We start from the raw sequence: 26480 nt of genomic DNA on the forward strand, positions 1-26480 counted from the left end.
TTGATATATGTTGTATAAGAAACACATTTTTATTTGCACTAATCAGCGACCAGAAGGTGCAAGGATGAGTTGCGGAGAAAGTCACGGACTAGCGTTAGTGGCCGCATTTAAAAAGCATATTAAAGATAAAAACTTAAACGCTGAAATAAGAGCGCAGAAAGCAGGCTGTTTAGAAGCATGTGAAGCTGGCCCAAGTATAGTCATATATCCAGAAGGCGTATTTTATGGTAATGTTCAAGTAACAGATGTGGAGGAAATTGTTTCGGAACATTTAGAAAATGACAGAGTTGTAGAACGCCTGGTTTTGGATTTTAACAAGCTTCCCTGGTATGCCAAGCTAAATAAATAAATAAATAGATTTACGACTTACGATTCCTTCTTTCTCGTATTTCGTAAATCTATGACTAACGGGTGGAAGAGGAAGTACATCTATCCGTAGATATAGTTCTCAAGATACTCAATAGTTGATTTTTGAGATTCTATAATATTCTTAACAACGTCACCAATAGAGATAATTCCCACAACTTCTCCGTTTTCAAGCACAGGAAGGTGACGAATGTGACTGTCTGTCATAACTTTCATACAATACTCAATTGTATCTTTCAGTGTTACGCTGAGTATGCTGGATGTCATTACGTCTTTTACCCGGGTTTCTTTTGAAGATCGTTCTTTCAAAATTATCTTTCTTGCATAATCACGCTCTGTAAAAATTCCGTGCAAGATCTTTCCATCCATCACCAATACAGAACTAATATTTTTCCTTTCCATTAATTCAAGCGCATTGTACACGTAGGTTTGAGGAGTAACGGAATAAATAGCATTGATCTTTCCTTGAAGGATTTGTTTTACTGTTTTCATAATTAGCTGGTTAGATAGTTAAAGATAGGTTTTTTTATTGAAGATAGCCAGTAAAAAAACCGAAATTACCGGGCTTTTTTGAATGTCTATTGCATGTAATTATTGGAAGTTAGAGGCCGCGTGACTATAATTTTATAGAAGAAAAATGAGTATTTTGCAAGATTTATAAAAAGGTTTTATGAGTGGGAAAACCATATTAGTTTGGTTTAGGAATGATTTAAGGGTTCACGATAATGAAATTCTACTTGAGGCGGTAAAACGGTCTGAACAAATTATACCAGTTTACTGCTTTGATCCACGCTACTTCGAGCTTTCAAGGTATGGTACCAGAAAGACGGGTGTTCTTAGAGCAAAGTTCCTTTTGGAAAGTGTACTCAGCTTGAGGGAATCATTGAAGCAATTGGGTGGAGACCTGGTCATTAAGACTGGTAAACCAGAAGAAATCCTTCCTGAGATCTGCAGTACTTACGATGTTTCTGAAGTTTATCACCATCGGGAAGTTGCTTCAATGGAAACAGATATTTCGGCTATTGTAGAAGAGGCTTTATGGAAGAAAAGGATCAATTTAAAGCATTTTATCGGCCATACCTTATATCATAAAGAGGACCTGCCTTTCCCTATTAAGAATATCCCTAACGACTTCGCTACTTTTCGAAAAAAAATTGAGCGAGACAGTACAGTAAAGCCTTGTTTTGATACTCCTAACGTAATTCGTGTTCCTCAGAATTTAGAAAGAGGAGAGTTACCCTCTCTGAATGATCTGAATGTTGACCCTGAAGACTTGAGCCATCATGAAGTGAATTTCACCGGGGGAGAGCAGGAAGGATTACAGCGATTAAATGAATTGGTGTTCAGTGACGAACCTAAGGGCAAAGCTGCCAAGAGCGGCATCCTGTCATCCAAGCTATCTCCATGGCTGTCACTGGGATGTTTATCTTCCCGGGAGGTCTATTGGGCAGTAAAGAAGCATAAGGTTAAACAGGCAGGGAACGATTCTGCCACCAGAATAATTACGGAACTGCAATGGAGAGATTTTTTCCGGTTTATGCTTAAGAAGTATGGCAATACGTCACTTAACGAAATAGAGCCGGAAAGAGAGCTTGAAAGTGCTGAACAGAAAGCATTTTTAAAGTGGCAAAAAGGAGAGACGGGTGTAGCCTTAGTTGATGCTTGCATGAGGGAATTAAACACTTCCGGCCTCCTTAGTGATAAAGTAAAACAATATGTTTCCTCTTTTCTTTATAAAGAATTAGGTGTAACCTGGCGAGCAGGAGCCGCTTACTTCGAAGAAAAATCAGTCGATTATTCACCTGCGAGCGATTGGGGTAACTGGGCTTACCTTGTTGGAGGGGAAATTATGTCTTCAAATCGTCCATTAACAGCTAAATCTGAAGAGATTATAGAAGATTTAAGTATTAGGAGATGGTTTTTGGAGCAAAGTGCTTTGAATTGATGTAAAAAGCATATTGTAGATCATACAAAATTCAATTAAAATAAAATAAGTGGCTTATTATAAGGTTAAACTTTTATTTTTGCCGCTACCTTTAGAATAATAAATACATGGATAGTTTGTCTTATCTTAGTAATGCAGATTCTGCTTATATAGATTCTCTTTACCAGTCGTACAAAGAAGATCCCGAATCGGTGGATTTTGGTTGGAGAAAATTTTTCGAAGGCTTTGATTTTGGGCAGGGAGCAGGTGGTCAGACTGTTTCAGTTAGCGAGAATCCGGAGCAATTATTAAAAGAAATCAAGGTTTTAAATATGATTAATGGCTATCGCGACAGAGGCCATTTGTTTACCAAAACAAATCCTGTTCGTGAACGCCGTAAGTACTACCCAGGCAAAGAGCTTGAAACTTTTGGCTTAGGCAATGGGGATTTAGAAACAGTATTTAATGCAGGTGTAGAGGTTGGTTTAGGGCCAGCAAAATTAAAAGATATCTTAGCACTTCTAGAGGAAACTTATTGTCAGTCTATTGGTGCTGAATTCACTTATATCCGTAACCCTGAGAAGGTTAAATGGTTTCAGGAGCGGTTGGAGAAAGAACGTACTAAGCCAAACTTCTCAATAGATACTAAAAAACGCATCCTTAAGAAATTAAATCAGGCTGTGGTTTTTGAAAACTTCCTTGGTACTAAGTTCTTAGGTCAGAAGCGTTTTTCTCTTGAAGGGGCTGAAGGTGTGATCCCAGCTCTTGACTCAGTTATTGAAAAAGGTGCTGAATCAGGAATTGAGGAGTTTGTGATTGGTATGGCTCACCGCGGTCGTTTGAACGTGCTGGCGAATATCATGGGCAAAACCTATAAGGACATTTTCGCTGAGTTTGAAGGTAAGGGTTATGATGAGTCTAAACCATTTGACGGGGATGTTAAATATCACTTAGGTTTCTCTACTGATGTAACTACTGAAACTGGTAAGAAAGTTCATTTAAGCCTTTGTCCTAATCCATCTCACCTTGAAACAGTAGATCCTATTGTTGAAGGTATCTGTCGTTCGAAGATTGATTTCAAGTACCAGGGAGATAACACTCGTCTTGCACCAATCCTGATCCACGGAGATGCTTCTGTTGCAGGACAAGGTGTAGTATATGAAGTATTGCAAATGGCGAAACTTGATGGTTACAAAACAGGTGGAACTATCCACTTAGTGATCAATAACCAGGTTGGTTTCACTACAAACTATAAAGACGCACGTTCGTCAACCTATTGTACAGATATTGCTAAAGTTACTTTATCGCCCGTGTTCCACGTGAACGGCGACGATGTGGAAGCATTAGTTTATGCTGTTAATATGGCGGTTGAGTATCGCCAACGGTACCATAACGACGTGTTCATTGACGTTCTTTGTTATCGTCGCTACGGACACAACGAGTCTGACGAGCCTAAGTTCACTCAACCCCTGCTATATAAAGCAATTGAGTCTCACCCGAATCCACGTGAGATCTATAACAAGAAATTGATGGAGCAGGGTAGTGTTGATGCAAACCTTGCTGTTGAGATGGAAAAAAGCTTCCGTGCATTATTGCAGGAACGCTTAAACGAATCTAAAGAGAGTAATGAGTATGCTCCAAACCCAATGTTCTCAGGAGCCTGGGCTGGTTTACGTCCGGGAACGGCTGAAGACTTCGAATTAAAATCGCAGACAGCTGTAACTGAGGAGGATTTACTTAAAGTTGCTGCAACCCTTACGCATCTTCCAGAAGGCAAGAAATTTTTCAAGAAGATTGAGAAGTTGTTCGAAGACCGTAAGAAAATGGTTGAGAACAGGAAGTTTGATTGGGCGATGGGCGAGTTGATGGCTTATGGTACTTTATTAAGCGAAGGACACCGGGTTCGCTTGAGCGGTCAGGATGTTGAACGCGGTACATTCTCTCATCGTCACGCTGTAGTGAAAATGGAGGATTCTGAAGAAGAGTACATCCCATTAGCACAAATCAAGAAAGGTGATGCACAAGCCAAATTTGATATCTATAACTCGCACTTATCTGAGTATGGTGTTTTAGGTTTTGAATATGGCTATGCCTTAGCAAATCCTCAATCTCTTACTATTTGGGAGGCTCAGTTTGGTGACTTCTTTAACGGTGCTCAAATTATTGTTGACCAGTATCTGGTAAGTGCTGAGACAAAGTGGCAACGTTCGAACGGTTTGGTAATGTTATTGCCACATGGTTATGAGGGACAAGGCCCAGAGCACTCCTCTGCCCGTCCGGAGCGTTTCCTTGAGCTATGTGCAAATTTCAATATCCAGGTAGCGAATATCACTACACCTGGTAACTACTTCCACTTATTACGCCGTCAGTTGAAGCGTGATTTCCGTAAGCCTTTGGTTGTATTTACTCCGAAGAGCTTACTACGCCACCCACTGTGTGTAAGTACTATTGATGAATTTACTCAAGGGGCGTTCCAAGAAGTTATTGATGATACTTACGCTACTGCAGAAGATGTTAAACGAGTATTATTCTGTACTGGTAAGATTTACTACGATCTATTAGAGAAACAACAAGCTGATCAGCGTAAAGATGTAGCTATTGTGCGGGTTGAGCAATTGTATCCTACTCCGATCACCCAGCTTCGCGAATTGAAAAATAAATACGTGAATGCCGAGTTCTTCTGGGTACAGGAAGAGCCTGAAAATATGGGAGCATGGCCATATATCTGCCGTAAGTTCAGGAAGTCTGAGCTAAATCTTGAAGTAATTTCAAGAAAAGAGGCAAGCAGTACAGCAACAGGTTACGCTAAACAACACATTTCCCAGCAACTTTACATTGTAGGAAAAGCATTTGAAGATGTAGCTGGAAAAGAGGTTAAGAAAGCAGTTGTTAAAACAACAAAGAAAGTAGTAAACGTAGATTAACAGAATTTAAAGAAGATAAAAAACTATGAGTTTAGAGATCAAGGTTCCGCCGGTAGGCGAATCAATTTCAGAAGTAACATTGTCCCGTTGGATTAAGAAGGATGGTGACCAGGTTGAAATGGATGAAGTTATCGCTGAACTTGAATCTGATAAAGCCACTTTTGAGCTAACAGCTGAAAAGGCAGGAACTTTAAAAACGATTGCTGCTGAAGGCGATACATTAGCAATTGGTGCCATTGTAGCATCAGTTGAAGAGAGTGGCGCTGCAGCTGCTGCGGCTCCTTCTTTGTCAGAAGAGGTAGTTGGTGGCCAGGAGCCTGTAGCTATGGAAAGCAGAGTTGTTGAAGTGAAAGTTCCGCCAGTGGGCGAATCAATCACTGAGGTTACTCTTTCAAGATGGTTAAAGGCTGAAGGTGAAGTTGTTGCAATGGATGAGCAGATTGCCGAACTGGAGTCTGACAAAGCTACATTTGAATTAACTGCAGAAGTTGCAGGTACTTTGAAGTATGTAGCTAAAGAAGGTGATACTTTAGAGATCGGTGCTATTGTTTGTCAGATTGCTTCTGGTGCTGCCGCTCCCGCTGCTAAGCCAGCAGCGAGTTCAGCTCCTGAGGCAAAAGCATCAACAGCAGCATCGTCTGCAAATTCTTACGCTGCGGGAACTCCGTCTCCTTCTGCTGCTAAAATTTTGGCTGAAAAAGGGGTAGATGCAGCTTCTGTTAGCGGAACAGGTGTTGGTGGCCGTATCACAAAGGACGATGCAGTAAACGCACAGGCACCTAAAGTTCAGGCTGCTGCTGCACCGGCACCTAAAGCTGCTGCACCTGCTGCTCCGGCTAGTTTTGGAGGAGCAAGAAACGAGCGTCCTGAAAAGATGTCGAACTTACGTAAGACTATCGCAAAACGTTTGGTTGCAGTTAAGAATGAAACGGCTATGCTTACCACTTTTAATGAAGTGGATATGAAGCCGATCATGGATATTCGCGCTAAGTACAAGGATAAGTTTAAAGAAACTCATGGCGTAGGCCTGGGCTTTATGTCTTTCTTTACTAAGGCAGTTTGCGAGGCAATGAAAGAGTTTCCTGCTGTTAATGCTCGCATTGACGGGGATTCGATCATTTACAGTGATTTCGTAGATGTATCCATTGCTGTATCTGCTCCAAAAGGTCTGGTTGTTCCAATTATTCGTAATGCAGAACAATTATCTCTAGCGGGTATCGAAAAAGCAGTGATAACACTGGCTGGAAAGGCGAGAGAGAACAAGCTTACTATTGATGAAATGACAGGAGGAACATTCACTATCACCAATGGCGGAGTGTTTGGATCAATGATGTCAACCCCAATCATCAATGCTCCACAATCAGCAATTTTAGGTATGCACAATATTGTTGAGCGTCCGGTGGCAATTGGTGGGCAGGTGGTTATTCGCCCGATGATGTACGTCGCTCTTTCTTATGATCACCGTATCATTGACGGTCGCGAATCGGTAGGGTTCCTTGTTAAAGTGAAACAACTTCTTGAAGATCCAACAAGATTATTGTTAGGAGTATAAAAAAGTTTAAATCATAAAAAAGTCCCGCTGGTAAACAGCGGGACTTTTTCTTTTAAAGCCGTATGAGTTAAACCTCGCTTCAATAGTTTAGCCTCCGAAAGTTACTTTACAGGCTTGACGCTGTTTTGGTTTGAAGTTTTGAACTTGTTAATGTTTGTTTCTCAAGCTCTTCTTTAAGCTTATTTAATCCCATCTGATAATCTTCCCCCACCATCTGGTCGTAGAAAAGGCTCTTCCACTTATCTAAAGTAGTCTTATTCTCTCCGCAGAATGCCCAGGTAACAATAATCCCCTTATAAGTTTTAGTAAAATACATGTAATTGAGGAAAGAGCCCTCAAAAGGTCTCTCGTAGGTTAACTTCTGATAAATTGCTTTGTAGCGTTCGTTTCCAACAAATTCGAATTTGCCGCTCCCTACTTCTTCCCCATGCCAGGAGAATGAATATCCTGCTGTGCCAGGGCTACCACTTATTTTATATCTGGCTTTGGGTTCTTTTTCGTAAAAGGGATTCCAGCTATTGAAGTGCTTATAATTAGAGGCATAATCAAATGCAGCAGTATCTGAAGCTTCAATAAAGACACTTCGTTGAATGAAGAAATTTTTGGCAATAAAGAAACTGCCCATGAAAAAGGCGGTAATAATAAGGATGCCTCCGGTTAATACCAATTTATAATATTTCATTTAGATAAGGGATCGTTGATGTTCTTTATACGCAGGTTAAGGAAATTGTTTACAAGTTTTTAATAATAGTTTTTGAAGTTAAAAAATTGAAGAATGAAAGTAATATTTTATACCTGCACTTGCTTGATTATGAGCATAGAACGTTCTGACTGTCCTATCATCTCAAGGATCTGTCGACCATCAGTTTTACTAAACAATAATTAAAATTCTACTTTTTTAAGCTATGTTTGCGCGATGAGCGTATTGATGTAGCTCAATCTACAATTTAAGCTTCAATGTCCAGGCTAGACGAGATCAAAAAACCGATAGAAAAGGAACTTGATGTATTTGAAGAGAAATTTAAATCTTCAATGAAGAGTTCTGTGCCTTTGCTCGACCGTATAACCCATTATATCGTTAAGAGGAAGGGGAAGCAGATCCGTCCAATGTTTGTGTTCTTCTCGGCCAGCTTATGCGGAACAATTGACGAGGCTACACATAGGGGAGCTGCTCTTGTGGAACTATTACATACCGCTACCCTTGTACATGATGACGTTGTTGACAATTCTTATGAGCGAAGAGGGTTCTTTTCGGTAAATGCCTTGTGGAAGAATAAAGTAGCTGTTCTGGTTGGTGACTTTTTACTTGCAAAAGGGATGCAGCTTTCGCTGGCCAATGATGACTTTGGTTTATTGAAGATCGTTAACGAAGCTGTTCAGCAGATGAGCGAAGGGGAGTTGTTACAGATGGAAAAGGCCCGGAAGCTGGATATTAATGAGAATATTTATTACGAAGTGATCAGGCAAAAGACTGCCTCTCTGATAGCGTCATGTTGTGCAGTAGGAGCCGCATCTGTTAATAAGGATGCAGTTGTGATAGAGAAAATGCGATCTTTTGGCGAGAAAGTGGGCATGGCTTTTCAAATAAAAGACGACTTGTTCGATTTTGGAACAGACGACGTAGGGAAGCCTTTAGGTATTGATATAAAAGAGAAAAAAATAACACTACCATTAATCTACGCGTTAAGTAAGTCTGGTAAGACTGAAAAACATCATATCATCAATCTTGTTAAGAATCATAATGAGAATTCGGCAAAGGTTGAAGAAGTAATTTCCTTTGTAAGAAACAGTGGGGGATTGGCCTATGCAGAAATGCAAATGCACCGCTTTCAGGATGAAGCCTTTGAGATACTAGGAAGCTTCCCGGAAAGTGAAGCAAGGACTGGCCTTGAGCAGTTAGTGCGTTTTACTACCGAACGTAAAAAGTAAGATCTATGTCCAATGAAGTTCTGTTTTTCGGAGGGTTCCTACTCTTCGTTGTCCTTATGTTAGCTATCGACCTTGGTCTGTTTAACCGAAAAGAGCATGCGGTTAAGCTTCGGGAAGCTGCAATTATGAGCGCCGTCTGGGTTGCTTTTGCTGTAGGGTTTTACTTTATTCTTAAATTTGAAGGAGACCAGTTGCATGGGATCACTTCTTTCGCACAACTGGAAGCAATAACCAGGGAGAACCTTCACAATATCAAAATTAATCCCGCCGATTATGAAGGTAGCTTAAGGATCTATAAAAATAACTTAGCTATAGAGTTTATTACAGGTTATGTAGTAGAGTATGCCTTATCCGTTGACAATATCTTTGTTATGGTGCTGGTCTTTTCAGCTTTTGGCGTTGAAGAAAAGTACTATCATAGAGTGCTGTTTTGGGGAATTGTGGGTGCAGTGCTGATGCGGTTCCTTTTTATTTTCCTGGGCGCTACATTAATTAGTGAGTTTGGCTGGATACTCTATTTGTTCGGAGCGTTCCTGGTTTACACCGGCATCATGATGTTCGTGAACAGGAATGTGGAAGATAAGATCGATCCTGAGAACCACGCGGTTGTTAAGTTTGCTTCAAAATTTGTTTCTGTATATCCGGAATTTGCCGGTAAGCGTTTCTTTATTCAGCGGAATGGTAAAAGGTTCGTAACCCCTTTATTTATTGTTCTACTGATTATTGAGTTTACAGATCTGATATTTGCTGTCGACTCCATCCCCGCGATTTTTGCAGTTACCAAAGATCCCTATATTGTTTTCTTCTCAAATATCTTTGCAATTTTAGGTTTACGGTCTATGTTCTTCCTATTGGTGAACATTATCCACAAATTCCATTATCTGAAAGTAGGACTCTCTTTTCTACTGGTGTTTATTGGATTGAAGATGCTGGCTCATCATTGGTTACAAACCTGGGGTTTCACTACTACCCACTCACTTTTTGTTATTCTGCTTATTCTTACCATCAGCGTGGTTGCGTCCTTATTATTTCCGAAAAAACTAGGTCATCCGGAGAACGAGAAGCATCTGTAGTAGTGTTTAAAGGAGTTGGAGGAAGGTCTTAACCAGTTGTGAGAGGAAGTCAGGTATAAATCAGCTCTAAAACAACTTTGAGTATTTTTAGAGCTGATCGGTTTTTATCAATTAAAAGCAGGGGAGCCTTCCCTCATTGCGAGGATCTCCTCCACGTATTTGCGTTCGTTTGCAAGTCTTGGGACCTTATGTTGTCCTCCAAGTTTTCCTTTTGTTTTAAGCCAATTGTAGAACGTGCCCTCCTGGGCCACGTGAATCAGCGGTCTTCGAAGAGCCATATCCTTAAAACGCTTCGCGTCATAATCTGAATTGATCTCCCTGAGCGTATTATCAAGAATGTCGGTGAACCTATCTATGTCACTTGGGTGTTGCTCGAATTCTATGATCCATTCATGCCCTCCGGCTTCGTTCTCATTGAAATAGATAGGACAGGCGGTATAGTCTTTGATAATGGCTCCAGTCTCGCCGCAAGCCTTCGTTAAAGCATTTTCAGCGTTGTCTATGATCACTTCTTCACCGAACGCATTGATGAAATGCTTCGTTCGCCCGGTTATCTGAATACGATAAGGAGAGAGAGATGTGAATTTGATAGTATCTCCGATCATGTAGCGCCATAGGCCTCCATTGGTAGAAATAATCAAAGCGTAATTCTTATTAACCTCCACTTCATGAAGCCCAAGTGTTTTGGGATTCTCCTGCCCGAAAGATTCCATCGGTAAAAACTCATAGAAGATGCCATAGTCCAGCATCAGGAGCATTTCGTCGGAATCTGACTGATCCTGGATGCCAAAGAAACCTTCAGAGGCATTGTAGGTTTCCAGGTAGTACATTGTACCGGATGGTATCAATTGCCTGAATTGCTCTTTGTAAGGAGTGAATTTGACAGCACCATGGATATATAGCTCCAGGTTTGGCCATACTTCGAGAAGGTTTTTCTTGCCTGTGATCTCCAGTAAATGTTTCGCTAATACAACCGTCCATGTAGGAACACCTGATATATTAGTTACGTTCACATCCATAGTAGCTCTGGCCATTTTCTCGATCTTTTCCTCGTAATTATCCATAAGAGTGATGGACATATCGGGAGTGCGATAGAATTCAGCCCAGATTGGAAGGTTTTTTATTAGAACTGCAGAAAGATCGCCATAGTAGATATCGCCGCTAGCCTGATTCACCTGATGACTTCCACCAAGTGCTAAAGACTTTCCGGTGAAGATCTGAGCATCCGGCCTGTTATTACAATAGATGGAAAGCATGTCTTTACCACCTTTGTAGTGGCATTCTTCCAATGATTCTTTACTAACTGGAATAAACTTGCTCCTGTCATTTGTAGTGCCGGAAGATTTGGCAAACCATTGTATCTCTGTTCCCCAAAGAACGTTCTGCTCTCCATTGAGCATGCGTTCTATATAAGGTTTTAATGTTTCGTACGTTTGAATAGGAACGCGTTCTTTAAACTGCTCCTGGTTATGTATGGAATTATAATCGTATAATTTACCCCACTCGGTATTGCGAGCTCCTGATAGCAAATTTCTGAAAACTTCATCCTGAACATCATGTGGGTACTTGATGAAAAGTTCAATCTGATGCATTCGCTTCTTCATGAACCAGGTGAATATGGAGTTTACAATGGTCATATCGGGTTAGTATCTGACTTTTTTTTGCGTAGTTCGAAGTGTTGACCGAGATAGAATTTACGAGCCATTTCATTGTTCGCAATTTCGGTCGGAGTGCCGGTAAGCATTATTTTTCCTTCAGTAAGTAAGTATGCCCTATCAGTAATTGAAAGGGTTTCCTGTACATTGTGGTCGGTGATCAGGATACCAATATTGCGGTGCTTTAATTTTCCTACAATAGACTGGATCTCTTCTACAGCGATGGGGTCTACACCGGCGAAAGGTTCATCAAGCAATATAAAACTTGGATCTGCTGCTAAAGCCCGGGCGATCTCCGTTCTCCTGCGTTCTCCACCTGAAAGCAGATCTCCGCGGTTTTTCCTTACCCGGTGCAAGCTAAATTCGGTTAAGAGCTCTTCCAATTTTTCATTTTGCTGCTCTTTACTCAATTTTCGCATCTCCAGCACAGCCAGGATATTGTCTTCAACAGAAAGTTTTCTGAAAACAGAGGCTTCCTGAGCCAGGTATCCAATTCCTTTTTGCGCGCGGCGAAACATCGCATCTTCTGTTATATCTTCATCTTCAAGGAACACATGACCCTCCGTTGGTTTTATCAGTCCGACGATCATATAGAAAGATGTGGTTTTTCCTGCACCGTTCGGCCCAAGTAATCCTACAATCTCGCCTTGTTCTACGTGAAAGGAAACGTTGTTAACAACAGTCCGTTGTTTATATTTCTTAACAAGATTTTCTGCTTTTAATATCATTCTGAATATGTTAAACCACGCTTCTTATCCCCTTAACACACAGTTGGATAGAGCGTTTTTCTTTCCAGATATTTTCTTCTATAGTGTAACAAATATCAAACGGATAACCATTGTTTATAAGTGGTACATACTGGCCTAGTCCAAATCCAATGCAGTCAAAGATAGGGGACTTTCCCTGGTAAATATTCATTTTGATATGATTATTTCCAACAAAACTAGCCTTTCCTGCTACCTTAACATTCTTTGATACGAATATTGGTGCAGGGTTTTGAGGCCCAAAAGGACCGAACTGGTTCAGTACCCGAAAAAACTTCGAATTGATCTTCTCCAGATTAAGCTCTGCATCAATACCTATTTCCTGTATTAATAATTCCTCAGGGATAGTTTGCGCTACTACTTCCTCAAAACGTTGTTGCAATGCTGGTATGTTTTCGGGCTTCAACGTAAGTCCCGCGGCATATTTATGCCCCCCAAACTGTTCCAGTAAATCGCTGCAAGAGCTTAGTGCTTCATAGAGATCAAAGCCGATAACAGAACGTGCAGAACCAGCAACATGACCGTTTGAACTAGTAAGAACGATGGTTGGACGGTAATATTTTTCCGTGAGTCGCGACGCAACAATGCCGATAACACCCTTGTGCCAGCCTTCATTATAAACCACGGTAGTTTTACGACTTTGGAGGTCTGGGTCTGAATCGATCATTGCAAGTGCCTGCTCAGTTATATTCAGATCGTGTTCTTTTCTTTCTGTATTTTTTAAATTGATCAGTAAACTTTGGTTTTTCGCAACTTCTTCATCGGAAGCGATCAACAAACTAACTGAGTGTTTCGCATCGTCAATACGTCCGGCTGCATTTATTCTCGGGCCGATCATAAAGACAATGTCTGATATGGTGTACTGTTTTTTTCCCGAGATCTCTATAAGAGCCGCTAGTCCGTTACATGGAGCTTCATTCAGCCTTTTCAATCCATACCAGGCCAGTACCCGGTTTTCTCCGGTTATTGGTACTATGTCTGATGCGATACTTACTGCTACCAGGTCCAGGTAACAACAAATGTCATCAAAAGCGATATCATTTTTCTGCGCATAGGCCTGAACAAGCTTGAAACCTATCCCGCAACCTGATAGTTCTTTATAGGGATAATGGCAGTCAGGTCTCTTAGGGTCAAGAACAGCAACTGCAGCAGGTAGAATGCTTCCGGGAAGGTGGTGATCGCAAATGATAAAGTCGATACCCAAGGAATTGGCATAATCGATCTTATCAACCGACTTAATACCGCAATCAAGAGCGATGATCAGCGAATATCCGTTTTGTTTGGCATGATCAATTCCCTGTATAGAAATTCCGTACCCTTCCTTATACCTGTCGGGAATATAATAGTCGATCGATGAGTGGAGCTTCTTGAAAAAGCTGTACACTAAAGACACAGCTGTGGTACCATCAACATCATAATCGCCATAGATAAGGATACTCTCCTTTCGGGCGATGGCTATTTCAATTCTGGAAATGGCTGTCGCCATGTCCTTCATCAGAAAAGGATCGTGCAAATGGCAAAGCTCGGGACGGAAAAAACAACGAGCGTCTTCAAAGGAGGTAATGCCGCGGTTAACAAGTAACGAAGCCAGCACCTCATCGATGTTAAGTTGACTTTTTAGATCTTCTACTGCTTCAATATTAGTAACAACCTGCTCTGCCCACCTTTTTTGCATATCTTTGTTAGGTTTTATACCCGCTTTGAATTCATTGTTTTACGGGTTTAAGGGGTAAATATAACACTAAATATAGTATTTGTCCGTACCTGCTTTTGTAAGCATTTCATTATCAGTGAACATTTTTATTAAGGTGACTGAACGATGAAGGAGCAAGTTATATTGTTAGTAAACACGCGTTAATTCAGCAAGACACATGAAGGTATTTCCATTATACGAGGGTTCTTATTCTGTAGACATATCTAAAAAATTCATTCCCTTCGACCCGAACATTCACGATTATAAAGACAGGCCCGGTTCGCTGTTTGTTTACGTGCAGCCCTTTCTTGTCGAAACGTCCAGCCATCTTATTGTTATTGATACTGGCTTGGGTTTTAAAACAGAACGCGGAGAATTGCTTATTCATGAGAATATAAAAAAAGCAGGCTATGATCCAAGTGATGTAGATCTTGTATTAATGTCTCATCTGCATTTTGACCATTCTGCAGGAATGGTATTTGAAGGGGATGGGAAATGGCAATTGAGCTTTCCCAATGCTGAATATGTAATTAACAGGGGTGAGTGGGAAAGTGCATACAGTAGCCCATCAAAGTCATACCGGACGGAGATCTTTGATATAGTGCAGAGAAGTGGAAGTGTTAATTTTATAGAAGGTGCCGGACGGCTAAATAACCAGGTGACCTATGAATTAACCGGAGGCCACTGCGAGTACCATCAGGTATTCTTAATCGAGGATGGGGACGAGAAAGTGTTTTTTGGAGGAGATATACTTCCAGAGCCTGAACAACTTCTAAGGAAATTTAAGGCGAAGTACGACTTCGATCCTACCAAGGCAATGGAGCTTCGTGATCACTACGGAAAATTAGCAGCTGAGAATAATTGGCTCTGCTTGTTTTATCATGCGAAAAGCCAGGCAACAGGAAGGGTAGAAATGAAGGGAGATGCCTTTAGGATCCTTTAGAAAAAGATTTACGAAGTACGAAAGAAGTTCGCTTCGTAAATCTTAACATGTAACACTCTATTTCCTACAAACGAGATTAATATTAAGTATGAACTCGTCGTCTATAGCTTTATCACCGATGTCACCGAAAAAGCTTTTGGAACGATAGCGGATATCATATTTTGTACGATCTACTTTTACATCTCTTGCCAGGGCAGTTAAGCCGTTCTTCTGCTTTTTCAAACTAGCCGGAAAGCTTATGCTGTTGGTAATTCCTTTAATGGTAAGATTGCCTGTAATAGTGGCTTTATCCGGAGCGTTTTGAGTTACCTTAGTAATTGTAAAAGATGATGCAGGGAATTTCTCAATAGCGAAGAAATCTTCACCGCGAAGGTGTCCCAATAGGTTCTGGGCTGAGCTGCCCTTCAAGTCGGTAACAGTCATTGATTTCATATCAATAGTAAAGGAACCGCCTTTTAGATTGGTATTATCCATAATTAAGGAGCCGTTGCTTAGCTTGACGAGTCCCCGGTGCTCGCCAGCTACCTTGCCTGCAATCCATTCGATGGAGCTTTTTTGCGTATCTGCTTTGAAAACATCTTCAGTTCTTCTTTTTTTAAAAGAGAAGGCAGTGATGGCCAATAACAGGATTAAAAGTGCTTTTATTTTCATCAGTGTTTTTTAGTGTAAAAGTAAGGATTAGAGCTTTTAAACTAAAAAAGGATTAAACTGTATGATAAAATATGAGAAACCTTCTTCTGCAATCTTTTATCGTATTCTCTTTATTGGTTTCTTGTAAAGAAACACCTCACCCTCAGGTTAGGCAAGATCCACCCCGGAATGTTTTTCCAGGCTTGTTTGACACCGTGCAACTTTCAGGGGTTTTTCCTGACAGCAAGACCTTTCCTGATTGTGTTCCTTTAAAGTCGCCACAGGAAATTATGGAAGCTTACCAAAGTAGTAAAGGTGCTGCAGCGTTTAATCTTAAAGATTTTGTTAGTCAAAACTTTCGTTTGCCAGCTGTTACTAACAAACCTTTCAAGACACTTAATAAATCAGATGTAGAAGGTCACATTAACGAGCTTTGGGAGGTATTGACGCGGAATCCCACGGAAGTGCCGGTTAATAGCTCTTTACTCCAATTACCCAAGCCGTATGTTGTTCCCGGAGGGCGTTTCAGGGAGATCTATTACTGGGATTCCTATTTCACTATGCTCGGTTTAGCTCATAGCGGCAGACATGACCTTATTGAAAATATGGTTAATAATTTCGCATCGCTGATCAGAACTTATGGCTTTATTCCCAATGGAAACCGCACCTATTACTTAACCCGCTCTCAACCTCCATTTTTCTCATTAATGGTACGCTTGCTGATGGAGGTAAAGAAGGAGAAAGCAGACTCTATCCTTAAAGCAAACCGGGACGCGTTGGAGAAAGAGTACAAATTCTGGATGGATGACCGGGGAATTAAAAAAGGGGCGGTTGGACATGTAGTGCATCTTCCGGATGGAAGTGTCTTGAACCGGTATTGCGATAAAGGCGACTGGCCAAGGGAGGAAGCATTTAAAGAGGATGTAAAAACTGCAAAAGAGAGCCAAAAAGTATCTGGCAAAGTTTACAGGGATTTAAGGTCGGGAGCTGAATCAGGCTGGGATTTCAGCAGCAGATGGTTCGCAGACGGAAAGAACTTGAGCACCATTCAAACTACCGATATTATTGCCGTCGATCTGAACTGTCTTCTTTATCATCTCGAACAAACCCTTGCTATGGCTTATACCAGGAAGAAAGATGATTTAAAACGGACTTACATGTTAGAGTTAGCAGAGAGACGAAAAATCGCGCTGGATCGATTCTGCTGGGACAGAGGCTTAGGTTATTTCCGAGATTATAATTGGAGAACCCTCACCCAAACACCCCAACTCTCCCTAGCCGGAATGTATCCTTTGTATTTCAAAATGGTTAAGCAAAACAGGGCAAACGCGATCGCAGTGCAATTGCAACGCACCTTCCTGCAGCCTGGCGGTTTGCTTACTACGCCAGTTAATACCGGCCAACAATGGGATGCACCCAATGGCTGGGCTCCCTTGCAATGGTTGGCTATTTCTGGCCTGAATAAGTATGGGAATAAAAAGCTGGCCATGGAAATCTCCAGAAGATGGGTAAGCTTAAATATTAAGGTGTTTAATAGATCTGGTAAGTTAATGGAAAAATATAATGTAGTAGACACTACCCAGGTGGCAGGAGGGGGAGAGTATCCAACGCAAGACGGATTCGGCTGGACCAATGGAGTTTTATTGAGCTTGTTGAAGACTGAGCTTAATGACTAACAATCCTCTATCTTGTGTCCCGAATACAAGTGAAGATTTGTTTAGCTCAGGTTAACAAAAAAGTTTGAGTAAACCACATTAATGGAAGCTTGTTGATAGTTAACCATGGTAGACGAAAATATTTTAATAATTGGAGCTGGCGCATCCGGACTGATGGCAGCCAGAGAACTTGCCAGAGAGGGCAGACGGGTTACGGTGCTGGAGGCAAAAGAAAAAACCGGAGGACGTATACTTGATATTCCGGCATCTGGCAGCACTATTCCTTTTATGCTTGGCGCGGAATTTATACATGGGAATGCTGAACTTACCTTTGAACTTTTAAAAGAGGCTGGAATAGAGTTTAGTAATATTTCGGGCAAAAGTTACTTTTCAAGGGATGGTAAGCTTGAGGATTATGGCTCAGACCAGGAGTTCTGGCCTGAGTTTAATGAAAAGCTAGACCTCCTTACGGAAGATATCACATTGACTGAGTTTTTAGATAGATATTTCAAAGAAGAACAGCACAAAGAGTTACGAGAATCCGTCATCCGCTTTGCCGAGGGCTACGATGCTGCAGACGCTAATAGAGTTAGTGTTTTGAGTCTAAAAAAAGAGTGGGAGCAGGATGATCAGGAGCATCAGTACCGGGTTGAAGGTGGATATAGTAAATTGATCGAGCACCTGGAAAATGAGTGTCTGGACGCTGGTGTTGTAATTGTTACAGGTAAAGTTGTCTCTCATTTCAACTGGTCCCGTGGTTTCGTAGAAGCTATAACCATTGACGGAGAGCGCTACGCTGCCCGTAAAGTTATCATCACCATTCCCTTAGGTGTCCTCCAGATTAAAGACGGCAGTGCAGGTGCTGTTAACTTTACTCCGCCCTTGCCTATAAGGATGGGAGCTGTTAGGGCCATGGGCTTTGGCTCTGTGATAAAAGTTGTCCTGGAATTTGATCAATGCTTTTGGCCAGAGGATGCAGGTTTTATTTTCTCAAATGAAATTATTCCTGTTTGGTGGACGCAAAATCCATCTCCTTCCAAAGTATTAACGGGCTGGCTTGCCGGACCTTCCGTGGAAAAGCTAAAGGATAAACCAGAAAGTGAGCTAATTGAGATAGCATTAGATGCTTTAAGTAAAATCTTCGAGTTGGATTCAAAGCTGTTAGGTGCGGGACTGAAGCATGCTCATGCCTGCAATTGGACCAATAATCCATTTTCAAGAGGGGCCTATACTTATACCACGGTAGAAGAACCTAATGCGGCAGCTGTTTTAGGGAATGCAGTTCAGGAAACGCTCTATTTTGCAGGAGAAGGAATTTATCACGGACCCCAGATTGGAACAGTGGAAGCTGCACTTATGAGTGGGCGAGAGGCTGCAAGAAGGGTGCTGAGCGGTTATTGAAATGACAGGGTGCGGAGCCTTATTCCCTCTGAATAAGCTATCTTTGTCAGATGCACTATCTGCGCCTGTTTTTGTATCCTTTATCTGTTCTATACGGAGTAATCGTCTTTCTCAGGAATTTGGCTTACGATGCTGGTGTTTTTAAGTCGAAGAAATATCCGGTTCCAGTGATTGGTATCGGTAATCTGGCTGTAGGAGGATCAGGCAAAAGTCCGATGGCCGAATATATCATCCGCTTACTAAAAGGCGAAAAAAGGGTAGCTGTTTTAAGTCGCGGTTACGGGCGAAAAACTCAAGGCTTTCGTTTTGTAGAGGTACAGGATTCACCAAAAGATGCGGGAGATGAACCTTTACAGTTCCGTAAAAAATTTAAGGATATCACCGTAGCTGTAGCAGAAAAGAGAGTGACCGGATTGGATATACTAGAGTGGGACCATGATGTAGTTATTCTGGATGACGCTTTTCAGCACCGGGCAGTAGAGGCGGGGCTTAACCTATTATTATTTGATTATTCCCGGCTGGACGAACCTTTTATTGTGTTTCCTGCAGGTAATTTTCGGGAGCCTTTCGCCGGTAGAAAACGTGCACAGGTTATTATTGTCACAAAAACCCCTAAAACCCTTGAGCAAGAGGAACGGGAGATCATTTTGAAGCGGATCAAACCCTTTTCTCATCAAAAAGTATTTTATTCATTTTTGGACTACGGAGATCTTATACCTGTATTCGGCGAAAATAAGCCAACAGCCCTGGCGTCACTGTCTTCGGAAACTGTCGTTTATCTTCTTTCCGGGATAGCTAATCCTGGTCCTCTGGTTGACAAGCTGGAAAGTCTTTTCAAGAATGTTAAACATCATGAATATCCCGACCATCACCCTTTTACAATAAAAAATATTACTAAACTTGTAGATGATTTCAAGTCGGGTGCAGGATTTGAAAAAATTATTATCACTACAGAGAAAGATGCTCAGCGATTACAGGAAGCTGGCCTTAAAGAACTTTTAAACGAGTTTCCGGTTTATTACCTGCCGGTAGCAGCAAGGATACATTCACCAGATGCTGACGGGTTTGACAATTTAATTAAGGAATATGTTGGTTGATATTTATAGTACTACGGAATATATAAAAAGGCGTATTGGAGATTTCGTTCCGGAAATCGGGATCATACTGGGAACCGGCTTAGGTGGGCTGGTATCAGAAATAGAGATTCAACATAAGTTGATGTACTCCAATATCCCAAATTTCCCTATTTCTACGCTTGAATTCCATTCAGGGCGGTTGATCTTTGGAACTTTAAAGGGGAAGAATGTAGTGGCAATGCAGGGACGCCTTCACCATTATGAGGGCTATGATATGAAGCAAATAACCTTCCCGGTGAGAGTAATGAAGATGCTTGGAATTAAACATTTGTTTGTATCAAATGCCAGCGGCGCTTTAAATCCTGATATTAAGACGGGAGATCTGATGATCATTGAGGATCATATCAATTTGCAGCACGACAATCCCTTAAGAGGAAGAAATTACGATGACCTGGGTCCTCGTTTTCCTGATATGAGTCAACCTTACAGCAAGGAAATGATTGCAAAAGCTGCACAAGTTGCTAAAGAAAATAACATCAGGTGCCATACAGGCGTTTACGTTTCTGTTGCCGGGCCGAACCTTGAAACGAAGGCGGAGTACAGGTTTTTAAGGATCATAGGGGGAGATGCAGTTGGAATGAGTACCGTGCCCGAAGTTATCGTTGCCAAGCATATGGGGCTTCCGGTCTTTGCTATATCAGTGATAACAGATGAAGGATATCATGACGAACTGGAACCTGTATCTGTTGAACAAATTTTAAAAGTAGCCGAAGAAGCAGAGCCGAAAATGACCCTTATATTAAAAGAACTGCTGTCCTCTTTATAATGAAATATTATTCGCTCCTCATAGGTTTAATTCTGACCTGCATAACCTCGGTATATGCTCAGGTTCGTCCTGCTAATCCACCAACAGGCCGGAGTGCCGACAAGGAACTTGACTCGCTGAGAAAGCGGGAGGAAGAGAAACTGGATACGGTTATTTTTACGGCAAAGTACATTCGGTACACGACTGTGGGTTTGCTAAAAGATAGCACGCGAACTGTTTTTCTAGATACATTATTGACCCATTTCCATCATTATAATCCGTTGATATCTCCGGAGCGACCTACTATAAATCTAGGGAATATAGGTCAGCCTGCAAGGGAAATGCTTTTTAATCCCAGGAAGACAATCGGTTTTGACCCTGGTTTCCATTCGCTGGATTTTTACCGGTTAAACCAGGATTCTATTCGATATTATAGAGCCCGTACTCCGTTTACCTCGTTATATTACGTGAACGGAACCTCAAGGGAACAGATCTTCAGAGTCACTCACTCTCAGAATATTAAACCAAACTGGAATTTTGGGGCAAATTATTTCAGGGTTAATAATGAAGGTTTTTACCTGAATCAAAATACGAGCAATTTAAATGCAAGTGTTTTTACCTGGTATGAAGGGCCTAAGAAGCGGTATAATTTACTGGTGAATGGTTTGTTTAATACGCTCAAAAATGCCGAGAACGGCTCAGTAGTGGATGAAAACATCTTTGAAGAGAAAGAGGATAATGGAATTTCATCTACCGTACGTTTGGGTGGAAACCCTCCCGTCAGGAACGTATGGAAGCAAAAGGAATACTTTATCAAGCAGTTTTACTATATAGGCAGGTTGGATACCGTTAAAACTGCTGATTCGGTGATTGCGAGTGTGCGACCTACTCAACGGTTCTCGCATCAGTTCACTTATGCTAATGATGCCTACACTTTTGATAAGCCTATAGCAGGCGCACAAAGTGTGTTTCCTTCTATGGTTGCTGATACACTTGCTTTTAAAGATTCAACTACAGTTAAAAGGATCAGTAATGAATTCAGGTATAGTTTCTATTTACGGGGACGATCTTTAAGCTTTGTGAAGAATGAGTTGAAGCTTGATGTTGGACTACAGCATGATCTGTATAAGTACCAGCAGTTACCGCTTGACAGAGAAGGTTTTCAAAACGTAACGTTGAAGGGGGATTTGGGCTATCGTTTCAGTGACAGGGTGTATGTGAATGGCTCAATTAACCAGATCACTGTTGGACGGAATGCTGGTGATTACCTTTACGAAGCACAAAGTGAGATCCAGTTAAGTAAATCAGTAGGAAGGGTGATAATAGGAGCATATATTCAAAATAAATCTCCGGAAGCTCTATATGAGAGATCAACGTATTTCTATCACAACTGGAATGAATCTTTCGATAATACAAAAATTAACAACCTGTCATTTACATACCTGAATCCAAAGTATAACTTCAGAGCGAAAGCTGAGTATTTCCTGATGTCGAAGTATCTGTACTATGAAAGATCTGATAGTAGTAGTTTGCAAATAAAGCCGATGCAGGCTGATAATCTTATCAACATGCTTAAGATCACCGGGCGTAAAGATTTCCACTTTGGTCGTTTCAATCTTGAGAGTTATCTTGTTCTCCAAAAATCAGATTTTCAAGATCTTCTGCAAACGCCTGAGATCTATACCTTCCATAGCTTCTATTATAAAAGGAGATTTTCTCCTTCAGTTGCAGCTCATGCCGGATTTGATCTGCGCTGGAATTCTCAATATAATGCTCCCTCCTACGCTATTAACGTTAGTCAGTTCTACGTTGGAAATGATGTTCGATTTTCATCCTATCCTATTGTAGACGTGTGGGGCGAATTTGCACTGAAAAGAGCAAATATATTCTTGAGGTACGACTATGCCAATCAGGGGCTCTTGTCGAAAGGTTACTATACTGTTAATCGTTATCCAATGCCCGGATCTCTGCTGAGATTTGGGGTACAATGGAATTTCTACGATTAGAAGCGGCATTTTAAATCGAATGGTTGTTTCTAATTCTGAGTTAGGTTTTTTGCTTCTTTTTCTTTGCTGCCGGAAACAGGACGTTGTTAAGGATTAAACGGTATCCAGGAGAATTAGGATGCAAACTCAGGTCTGTTTGGGGATCACCTACCGCATGTTGGTAATCCTCGGGATCGTGTCCACCATAAAAGGTCCATTGGCCTTTACCAAATTCCCCATGAATATAGCGGGCTTCGTTGGCCACCTTGGTTTCACCCATAACTAATACATCTGGTTTCAGCAGATCTTTTTTAAATGCAGTGGTTTGTCCCATAAAACCTTTAACTACTTTATCATGGCTCTGTGTAAGCATTGTTGGTACAATATCCCACTTCGCTGAAAAGTCGAACAAGGTAAAGAAGTCGTTCTGCTGGACAAGATTGCGGGTTGGAGTAGCATCTATATTCGAAAATTCATAATTGTAAGGATTCATGTCCAGTTTGAAATTTTGGAAGGCGAAGGTCTTACTGAAGTCGAGCTTAGATTGTGCAGAAGCATCAACTCCGTCTCCATCAAACATGCTTTCACAAATGTCTAAACCTTCAGCAGAAAGCGCTATATCAAAACTATCAGTTCCTGAACACATGGCAAAGAGAAAGCCACCGCCTGAACAAAAATCCCTGATGCTTTTGGCTACTGCTAATTTCATTTGAGATACCTTTTTAAAGCCCATTTTTCTCGCAGTAGCTTCCTGCAGTTTAACATCTTCCATGTACCAGCTGGCAGATCTGAAGGTTGACCAGAAGCGTCCATACTGGCCGGTAAAGTCTTCGTGGTGCAGGTGTAGCCAATCGTATTTCGGAAGGTTGCCTTTCAATACTTCTTCGTCATAAACAATATCATAGGGTATCTCGGCGTAGGTTAAGACCATGGTAACTGCATCATCCCAGGGAAGCTTATTTTTGGGAGAATAAACAGCGATCTTCGGAGCTTTTTCCAACTTGACCACATCCATATTAACGGATGGATCGGCAAGTTCTGTAAGGATGCTATTTACTTTTGTATCCGTGATCACTTCGTAAGAGACTCCTCTTACCTTACATTCGTTCTCCAATGATTGCGCGTATTTGATTAGAAAACTTCCCCCACGGTAGTTGAGGAGCCAGTCGGCTTCTGCTCCACTTTTTAGTGTCCAAAATGCGATTCCATAGGCTTTAAGATGGTTTTTCTGATCTTCGTCCATTGGAATAAGTATTGAGGCCGCCCGTGACAGCATCGATACCAGTAATAAAATAAGCGTAATACCTAATTTTGGCATGCTTAAATAACGCAAATAATCCTGAGAAGTTATAGGGGAGGGTGGAATGAAATAATTAACTTTGCCACCTTTAACATTAAACAGAAAGACATGAGCAAAGCGATTATAAAAACAGAGAAAGGCGACATGACCGTACAATTTTACGATAAAGATGCGCCTAATACCGTAGCTAACTTCCTTAAATTAGCTAAAGAGGGATTTTATGACGGCGTTACTTTTCATCGTGTAATTCCTGATTTCGTTATCCAGGGTGGAGATCCAACTGGTACTGGAGCAGGTGGTTCTGGCACTCGTATTAAGTGTGAATTAACAGGTGAAAATCAATATCATGACAGGGGCGTTTTGTCAATGGCTCATGCTGGCCGCGATACAGGAAGTTCCCAATTCTTTATTTGTCATAGCCGTAAAAATACAGCTCACCTTGATCGCAACCATACCTGCTTTGGTAAAGTAGTGGAGAATGTTGATGTTGTGGATGCAATCCGTCAGGGAGACAAGATTTTAGGTATTGATATTCTGGAAGAAGACGCGAAATAAGAAATAACAATGGGACGTTCCTGTCCCATTTTTATTTTGGTAATCGTAAATCTAAATTAAGATGAATTTAAGAGGAATAGTAGCAGTTTCCGGAAAACCGGGATTATACAAGGTGATAGGACAGAACAAGTCGGGATTCGTGCTTGAAAGCCTGGATGCTCAGAAGTTAAAGCTAGTAGTAAATCTAAGCACGGCTAAGCTTGCGTCACTTGAAGATATTACAGTTTTTGGTGAAGATGATGATCTGAAACTGGTAGAGATACTTGAAAAAATAAAAAATAGTGCCTCTGTGCCTGATGCCAAAGCTGACGGAAAAACATTACGTGAATTTTTCCGCGAAGTAGCGCCAACCCATGATGAGGATAGGGTGTATGGGTCAGATATGAAAAAGATCATTACCTGGTTTAATATTCTGAAAGACCTTCCTTTATTCAATGAGGAACCAGCAGTAGGGGAAGAAGGAACTCAAGAAGATGTGGTTGAAACCGAGCCTGTAGCGCAGGAAGAAAAACCCGCTGCAAAAGCGAAAAAATCTAAAAAGGCTGAGTAATCAGCCTTTCTTGTTTAGAAGAAATATATTATTATAGCCAGGAATGCAATCCCGATTAAAAATGCCAACCAAAAATGGTTTTTTTCGCTTCCCGTATCAGCTCCCTTGAAGCGGTAATTACGGGGTTTGAATCCTTCAATCATAATCTGAACGTTTATTATTAATAGTTAACGTTTTTCTATTCGTGGTGATATGGCTCTCCCTTCAAAATTGTGAAAGCCCTGTATAATTGCTCGACGAAAAATAACCTTACCATCTGGTGCGAGAATGTCATTTTAGAAAGAGACAATTTATCCTTGGCCAAGGTTTGCAAGGATTGATCAAAGCCGTAAGGACCGCCTACAATAAAAACAAGGTTGTGTACGCTACTGAGCATTTTTTTATTTATAAAACCAGCGAACTGGACCGAGGTGAATTCGTGCCCGTGTTCATCCAATAATATAACCTGATCCTGAGGACTTAAGAATTTATTTAGAAGCTCTGCTTCTTTAACCTTTTGCTGGTCTTCCGTCAGACTTTTCGTATTCTTCAATTCTGGTATTTCCTGTAGCTCAAATTTGATGTAATGCTTCAAGCGCTTGAGATATTTTTCAATACCTTCCTTCAGATATTTATCCTCGGTTTTACCAATAACAAGTAACGTAACTTTCATTAATTGTGCTTTACCTCTTTAGAAGCCTCTCTTTATGTTCAAAGTTATGGCTATTATTGATATCTGCTGTGATAATGATAATGTAAAAAATCCACTTGCGTCAAGCTTCCGTATATTCAGGTATCTTACAATAGCGTTATCTTTAATAAATATATGAAAACCTTAGGTATTTTAGGCTGTCTTCTGTTTGTCGCACTTACTTCTTGCGGACAGGAAAAGAAACAAGCACAGTCAACTGAAAACTCAAAGAACAAGATGGAATATAATAAATTAACACCTGAAGAAGAAAGAGTAATTGTTCACAAAGGAACGGAATATCCTGGTACGGGGAAGCTTTTGAATAATAAGGAAAAGGGCACTTACGTATGCCGCCGTTGTAATGCTCCGCTTTACCGTTCAGAAGATAAGTTTGATTCACACTGCGGCTGGCCAAGCTTTGATGATGAAATTCAGGGTGCAGTGAAACATGTACCTGATGTGGACGGCATGAGGACAGAGATAGTGTGCGCGAAATGTGGGGGACATTTAGGCCATGTGTTTCTAGGGGAAGGCTTTACTAATAAAAATACTCGTCACTGTGTCAATTCAGTTTCAATGGCTTTTATCCCAGCTGAAAAAAAGTAGCATGGTCGTAATTAATACATAAGGGTAGGGGTGTAACTTATAGACAATCTGTCCCTAATGTATTTTGAAAGCTCCACTATGTTTATATATTTGTGTATATGAAACGGACCGTTGGGATCATTAGTAATAAATATTTTCTTGTATCGGCATTCTTTGTTGCATGGATGCTGTTTTTTGACAGGAATGATTTATTTTCCCAATATGAGTATCGTAAGCAACTTCATAAGCTAGAGGAAGAAAGGGACTTTTATACTACTGAAACCGAAAGGGTTAAGACGGATTTAAAAGAGCTGACCACTAATCAGGAGATGCTTGAGAAATTTGCCCGGGAAAAGTATTTGATGAAAAAAGACAACGAGGACGTATATGTGATCATCAAAGAGAAGGAGAAAGAAAAGAGCTCATTCTTCTAATATATACTAAT

Annotated in this window: 24 protein-coding genes; 16 read left to right on the forward strand and 8 right to left on the reverse strand. The window is 41.0% G+C overall.

The annotated features are described in order from the left end of the window. Positions 1 to 7 precede the first annotated feature (7 nt). On the forward strand, positions 8 to 349 hold the full coding sequence (locus J4N24_RS17255; protein ID WP_207534964.1) for a (2Fe-2S) ferredoxin domain-containing protein: 342 nt from the start codon (positions 8 to 10) through the stop codon (positions 347 to 349). Between the two features lie 80 nt (positions 350 to 429). Here J4N24_RS17255 and J4N24_RS17260 read toward each other — a convergent pair whose 3' ends face one another. Then, positions 430 to 858: a CBS domain-containing protein gene (locus tag J4N24_RS17260; RefSeq protein WP_207534965.1), complete on the reverse strand. Its 429-nt coding sequence runs from the start codon at positions 856 to 858 to the stop codon at positions 430 to 432. A 178-nt stretch (positions 859 to 1036) separates the two neighbouring features. Between J4N24_RS17260 and J4N24_RS17265 the strand changes: the two genes are divergently transcribed. The 3 genes from J4N24_RS17265 (at position 1037) to odhB (ending at position 6766) form a co-directional block, all read left to right on the forward strand. Then, positions 1037 to 2311, forward strand: a complete 1275-nt coding sequence (locus tag J4N24_RS17265; protein WP_207534966.1) for a DASH family cryptochrome — start codon at positions 1037 to 1039, stop codon at positions 2309 to 2311. 107 nt (positions 2312 to 2418) lie between these two features. After that, on the forward strand, positions 2419 to 5214 hold the full coding sequence (locus J4N24_RS17270; RefSeq protein ID WP_207534967.1) for a 2-oxoglutarate dehydrogenase E1 component: 2796 nt from the start codon (positions 2419 to 2421) through the stop codon (positions 5212 to 5214). Between the two features lie 25 nt (positions 5215 to 5239). Next, positions 5240 to 6766, forward strand: a complete 1527-nt coding sequence (odhB, locus tag J4N24_RS17275) for a 2-oxoglutarate dehydrogenase complex dihydrolipoyllysine-residue succinyltransferase (protein ID WP_207534968.1) — start codon at positions 5240 to 5242, stop codon at positions 6764 to 6766. Between the two features lie 106 nt (positions 6767 to 6872). On the opposite strand, the gene J4N24_RS17280 is transcribed toward odhB, so the two are convergent. Continuing rightward, the gene (locus J4N24_RS17280; protein ID WP_207534969.1) at positions 6873 to 7448 is read right to left on the reverse strand and encodes an SRPBCC family protein; all 576 of its coding nucleotides are present in this window, start codon (positions 7446 to 7448) and stop codon (positions 6873 to 6875) included. Positions 7449 to 7723: 275 nt separating this feature from the next. Here J4N24_RS17280 and J4N24_RS17285 point away from each other — a divergent pair, with 275 nt between their 5' ends. After that, the gene (locus tag J4N24_RS17285) at positions 7724 to 8695 is read left to right on the forward strand and encodes a polyprenyl synthetase family protein (RefSeq protein WP_207534970.1); all 972 of its coding nucleotides are present in this window, start codon (positions 7724 to 7726) and stop codon (positions 8693 to 8695) included. A 5-nt stretch (positions 8696 to 8700) separates the two neighbouring features. Further along, positions 8701 to 9768 carry a TerC family protein gene (locus J4N24_RS17290; protein WP_207534971.1) on the forward strand — a complete coding sequence of 356 codons (1068 nt, stop codon included), beginning with the start codon at positions 8701 to 8703 and terminating at the stop codon, positions 9766 to 9768. A gap of 107 nt (positions 9769 to 9875) precedes the next feature. Here J4N24_RS17290 and J4N24_RS17295 read toward each other — a convergent pair whose 3' ends face one another. Genes J4N24_RS17295 through recJ form a run of 3 tightly spaced genes read right to left on the reverse strand, consistent with a single transcriptional unit; the run spans position 9876 to position 13862 of the window. After that, positions 9876 to 11405, reverse strand: coding sequence for a GH3 auxin-responsive promoter family protein (locus J4N24_RS17295; protein ID WP_207534972.1), 1530 nt, complete (start codon positions 11403 to 11405; stop codon positions 9876 to 9878). Next, positions 11402 to 12151, reverse strand: a complete 750-nt coding sequence (gene lptB, locus J4N24_RS17300) for an LPS export ABC transporter ATP-binding protein (protein ID WP_207534973.1) — start codon at positions 12149 to 12151, stop codon at positions 11402 to 11404. The genes J4N24_RS17295 and lptB overlap by 4 nt, the downstream gene beginning before the upstream one ends. A gap of 10 nt (positions 12152 to 12161) precedes the next feature. Beyond that, positions 12162 to 13862 carry a single-stranded-DNA-specific exonuclease RecJ gene (recJ, locus tag J4N24_RS17305; protein ID WP_207534974.1) on the reverse strand — a complete coding sequence of 567 codons (1701 nt, stop codon included), beginning with the start codon at positions 13860 to 13862 and terminating at the stop codon, positions 12162 to 12164. A 196-nt stretch (positions 13863 to 14058) separates the two neighbouring features. Between recJ and J4N24_RS17310 the strand changes: the two genes are divergently transcribed. Next, a complete protein-coding gene (locus J4N24_RS17310) occupies positions 14059 to 14823 on the forward strand; it encodes an MBL fold metallo-hydrolase (RefSeq protein WP_207534975.1) in 765 nt (254 codons plus the stop codon). 57 nt (positions 14824 to 14880) lie between these two features. Here the strand turns inward: J4N24_RS17310 and J4N24_RS17315 are convergent, their stop codons facing one another. After that, positions 14881 to 15474, reverse strand: a complete 594-nt coding sequence (locus J4N24_RS17315; RefSeq protein WP_207534976.1) for a YceI family protein — start codon at positions 15472 to 15474, stop codon at positions 14881 to 14883. Between the two features lie 71 nt (positions 15475 to 15545). Here J4N24_RS17315 and treF point away from each other — a divergent pair, with 71 nt between their 5' ends. The 5 genes from treF to J4N24_RS17340 all read left to right on the forward strand — a co-directional run bounded on the left by treF (position 15546) and on the right by J4N24_RS17340 (position 22396). Then, positions 15546 to 17129 (forward strand): alpha,alpha-trehalase TreF, encoded by a 1584-nt coding sequence (gene treF / locus J4N24_RS17320; RefSeq protein ID WP_207534977.1) that lies wholly within the window; start codon positions 15546 to 15548, stop codon positions 17127 to 17129. Between the two features lie 105 nt (positions 17130 to 17234). After that, positions 17235 to 18509 (forward strand): flavin monoamine oxidase family protein, encoded by a 1275-nt coding sequence (locus J4N24_RS17325; RefSeq protein ID WP_207534978.1) that lies wholly within the window; start codon positions 17235 to 17237, stop codon positions 18507 to 18509. A 50-nt stretch (positions 18510 to 18559) separates the two neighbouring features. Next, positions 18560 to 19606, forward strand: coding sequence for a tetraacyldisaccharide 4'-kinase (gene lpxK, locus J4N24_RS17330; RefSeq protein WP_207534979.1), 1047 nt, complete (start codon positions 18560 to 18562; stop codon positions 19604 to 19606). Further along, a complete protein-coding gene (locus J4N24_RS17335) occupies positions 19596 to 20411 on the forward strand; it encodes a purine-nucleoside phosphorylase (protein WP_207534980.1) in 816 nt (271 codons plus the stop codon). The genes lpxK and J4N24_RS17335 overlap by 11 nt, the downstream gene beginning before the upstream one ends. Then, entirely contained in the window at positions 20411 to 22396 is a 1986-nt protein-coding gene (locus tag J4N24_RS17340) for a putative porin (protein ID WP_207534981.1), read from the forward strand. The genes J4N24_RS17335 and J4N24_RS17340 overlap by 1 nt, the downstream gene beginning before the upstream one ends. Before the next feature lie 40 nt (positions 22397 to 22436). Here J4N24_RS17340 and J4N24_RS17345 read toward each other — a convergent pair whose 3' ends face one another. Next, a complete protein-coding gene (locus J4N24_RS17345) occupies positions 22437 to 23618 on the reverse strand; it encodes an asparagine synthetase B (protein ID WP_207535109.1) in 1182 nt (393 codons plus the stop codon). Positions 23619 to 23783: 165 nt separating this feature from the next. Between J4N24_RS17345 and J4N24_RS17350 the strand changes: the two genes are divergently transcribed. Together J4N24_RS17350 and J4N24_RS17355 are read left to right on the forward strand one after the other, a co-directional pair. After that, positions 23784 to 24230 carry a peptidylprolyl isomerase gene (locus tag J4N24_RS17350; protein WP_207534982.1) on the forward strand — a complete coding sequence of 149 codons (447 nt, stop codon included), beginning with the start codon at positions 23784 to 23786 and terminating at the stop codon, positions 24228 to 24230. A gap of 61 nt (positions 24231 to 24291) precedes the next feature. Next, positions 24292 to 24780 carry a DUF5606 family protein gene (locus J4N24_RS17355; RefSeq protein WP_207534983.1) on the forward strand — a complete coding sequence of 163 codons (489 nt, stop codon included), beginning with the start codon at positions 24292 to 24294 and terminating at the stop codon, positions 24778 to 24780. 178 nt (positions 24781 to 24958) lie between these two features. Here J4N24_RS17355 and rlmH read toward each other — a convergent pair whose 3' ends face one another. Then, positions 24959 to 25432 carry a 23S rRNA (pseudouridine(1915)-N(3))-methyltransferase RlmH gene (rlmH, locus tag J4N24_RS17360; RefSeq protein ID WP_207534984.1) on the reverse strand — a complete coding sequence of 158 codons (474 nt, stop codon included), beginning with the start codon at positions 25430 to 25432 and terminating at the stop codon, positions 24959 to 24961. 153 nt (positions 25433 to 25585) lie between these two features. Here rlmH and J4N24_RS17365 point away from each other — a divergent pair, with 153 nt between their 5' ends. Then, positions 25586 to 26056, forward strand: coding sequence for a methionine-R-sulfoxide reductase (locus J4N24_RS17365; protein ID WP_207534985.1), 471 nt, complete (start codon positions 25586 to 25588; stop codon positions 26054 to 26056). A 98-nt stretch (positions 26057 to 26154) separates the two neighbouring features. Next, positions 26155 to 26469: an FtsB family cell division protein gene (locus J4N24_RS17370; protein WP_207534986.1), complete on the forward strand. Its 315-nt coding sequence runs from the start codon at positions 26155 to 26157 to the stop codon at positions 26467 to 26469. Positions 26470 to 26480: the final 11 nt, after the last annotated feature.

Origin of the sequence: Desertivirga arenae, from assembly GCF_017355785.1 — a bacterium.
GTDB classification, from domain to species: domain Bacteria; phylum Bacteroidota; class Bacteroidia; order Sphingobacteriales; family Sphingobacteriaceae; genus Desertivirga; species Desertivirga arenae.

Bases quoted from the DNA above. Each gene is read 5' to 3' on its own strand.
- treF (WP_207534977.1), top strand. From the start codon at position 15,546: ATGAGAAACCTTCTTCTGCAATCTTTTATCGTATTCTCTTTATTGGTT.
- J4N24_RS17345 (WP_207535109.1), bottom strand. From the start codon at position 23,618: ATGGACGAAGATCAGAAAAACCATCTTAAAGCCTATGGAATCGCATTT.
- recJ (WP_207534974.1), bottom strand. From the start codon at position 13,862: ATGCAAAAAAGGTGGGCAGAGCAGGTTGTTACTAATATTGAAGCAGTA.
- rlmH (WP_207534984.1), bottom strand. From the start codon at position 25,432: ATGAAAGTTACGTTACTTGTTATTGGTAAAACCGAGGATAAATATCTG.
- J4N24_RS17315 (WP_207534976.1), bottom strand. From the start codon at position 15,474: ATGAAAATAAAAGCACTTTTAATCCTGTTATTGGCCATCACTGCCTTC.
- J4N24_RS17290 (WP_207534971.1), top strand. From the start codon at position 8,701: ATGTCCAATGAAGTTCTGTTTTTCGGAGGGTTCCTACTCTTCGTTGTC.
- odhB (WP_207534968.1), top strand. From the start codon at position 5,240: ATGAGTTTAGAGATCAAGGTTCCGCCGGTAGGCGAATCAATTTCAGAA.
- J4N24_RS17310 (WP_207534975.1), top strand. From the start codon at position 14,059: ATGAAGGTATTTCCATTATACGAGGGTTCTTATTCTGTAGACATATCT.
- J4N24_RS17340 (WP_207534981.1), top strand. From the start codon at position 20,411: ATGAAATATTATTCGCTCCTCATAGGTTTAATTCTGACCTGCATAACC.
- J4N24_RS17355 (WP_207534983.1), top strand. From the start codon at position 24,292: ATGAATTTAAGAGGAATAGTAGCAGTTTCCGGAAAACCGGGATTATAC.
- J4N24_RS17370 (WP_207534986.1), top strand. From the start codon at position 26,155: ATGAAACGGACCGTTGGGATCATTAGTAATAAATATTTTCTTGTATCG.
- J4N24_RS17325 (WP_207534978.1), top strand. From the start codon at position 17,235: ATGGTAGACGAAAATATTTTAATAATTGGAGCTGGCGCATCCGGACTG.
- J4N24_RS17285 (WP_207534970.1), top strand. From the start codon at position 7,724: ATGTCCAGGCTAGACGAGATCAAAAAACCGATAGAAAAGGAACTTGAT.
- lptB (WP_207534973.1), bottom strand. From the start codon at position 12,151: ATGATATTAAAAGCAGAAAATCTTGTTAAGAAATATAAACAACGGACT.
- lpxK (WP_207534979.1), top strand. From the start codon at position 18,560: ATGCACTATCTGCGCCTGTTTTTGTATCCTTTATCTGTTCTATACGGA.
- J4N24_RS17255 (WP_207534964.1), top strand. From the start codon at position 8: ATGTTGTATAAGAAACACATTTTTATTTGCACTAATCAGCGACCAGAA.
- J4N24_RS17350 (WP_207534982.1), top strand. From the start codon at position 23,784: ATGAGCAAAGCGATTATAAAAACAGAGAAAGGCGACATGACCGTACAA.
- J4N24_RS17280 (WP_207534969.1), bottom strand. From the start codon at position 7,448: ATGAAATATTATAAATTGGTATTAACCGGAGGCATCCTTATTATTACC.
- J4N24_RS17365 (WP_207534985.1), top strand. From the start codon at position 25,586: ATGAAAACCTTAGGTATTTTAGGCTGTCTTCTGTTTGTCGCACTTACT.
- J4N24_RS17335 (WP_207534980.1), top strand. From the start codon at position 19,596: ATGTTGGTTGATATTTATAGTACTACGGAATATATAAAAAGGCGTATT.
- J4N24_RS17270 (WP_207534967.1), top strand. From the start codon at position 2,419: ATGGATAGTTTGTCTTATCTTAGTAATGCAGATTCTGCTTATATAGAT.
- J4N24_RS17295 (WP_207534972.1), bottom strand. From the start codon at position 11,405: ATGACCATTGTAAACTCCATATTCACCTGGTTCATGAAGAAGCGAATG.
- J4N24_RS17265 (WP_207534966.1), top strand. From the start codon at position 1,037: ATGAGTGGGAAAACCATATTAGTTTGGTTTAGGAATGATTTAAGGGTT.
- J4N24_RS17260 (WP_207534965.1), bottom strand. From the start codon at position 858: ATGAAAACAGTAAAACAAATCCTTCAAGGAAAGATCAATGCTATTTAT.